The sequence below is a fragment of the Flavobacterium branchiophilum NBRC 15030 = ATCC 35035 genome, from assembly GCF_002217205.1.
GTDB lineage: Bacteria > Bacteroidota > Bacteroidia > Flavobacteriales > Flavobacteriaceae > Flavobacterium > Flavobacterium branchiophilum.
Window position 1 is genome coordinate 1 of record NZ_MUGT01000114.1, and the last position, 886, is coordinate 886.

At 29.7% G+C, this 886-nt stretch carries 2 protein-coding genes; both read left to right on the forward strand.

Annotated elements, in window-relative coordinates; translation table 11 throughout:
• Positions 1-148: 148 nt before the first annotated feature.
• Complete coding sequence (locus tag B0A58_RS12215) at positions 149-385, forward strand: hypothetical protein (RefSeq protein ID WP_089081291.1); 237 nt, start codon at positions 149-151, stop codon at positions 383-385.
• 294 nt (positions 386-679) lie between these two features.
• Positions 680-886: hypothetical protein (locus B0A58_RS16655; protein ID WP_207758850.1), on the forward strand; the 207-nt coding region annotated here is incomplete at its 3' end.

Consider the following 886-nt stretch of genomic DNA (forward strand, 5'->3'; position numbering starts at 1 on the left):
TACCGACAGAAAAAATTATCATTCAAAGAAAAACAAAAACTTAAATTTATTTTTGTAAAAAAAAGCTATTTATTTGAGGTTTAAAATTTGTATCAACCATCTTTGTCAAAGTTTAAAACTTTGACAAAGATATAACTTTCTAAAAAAATTGAATACCATAGCAAGTAGTTTATACAACGGAGGCACGAGCGTAGATGCAAATGGTGTTGCGATAAAAGGCACAGGATTGAACAGCCTTGGCGACAATTTTGGCGACATTGGCACTATTGCCTTTGGCACCCTTAGTGGCGGTGCAGGTGCCGCCCTTACAGGAGGTAACTTTTATCTCATCGATAATTGTTTTCAGCGGTATTCGATGAATCTTCGATTTACCAAGTTACATTAATACAGGCTTAAAATGAGAAAATTAATTTTTATACTTTTATTTTTATTTATCTCTTGCTCAAAAAAAGAAATAAATTACGTTTTAATACAAAATGACAAATCATCTGAAATTAACCTTTTTAAAGGTATTTATAAAGTTCATTTTATGGACAAGCAAGACGGAATTTATAATTTTTCTTTTAGTACATGACAAAAAAATATATTTCCATGAACCCCAACAAAATAAGTTAAAAAAAATTATGAAAAAAGACTGATATTCATTACATTAAAAGATTATTACCACATAATTTTTCTAATGAAGAACACCAGTCTAGGGTACAAAGATACATCATTAATTTTGGTATTACAAGGTCATTTTAAAGGCGAACTGAATCTGGCAAGGGTCAAGCTTATCTGTTTATTTATAACGGCTTTGTGTAAGACAAAGACAATTAATTATGATAGAATAGCTTCTGCTTTTGACACAAAAGCTGATAAAAATAGGGTTCACATAAATTTTAAG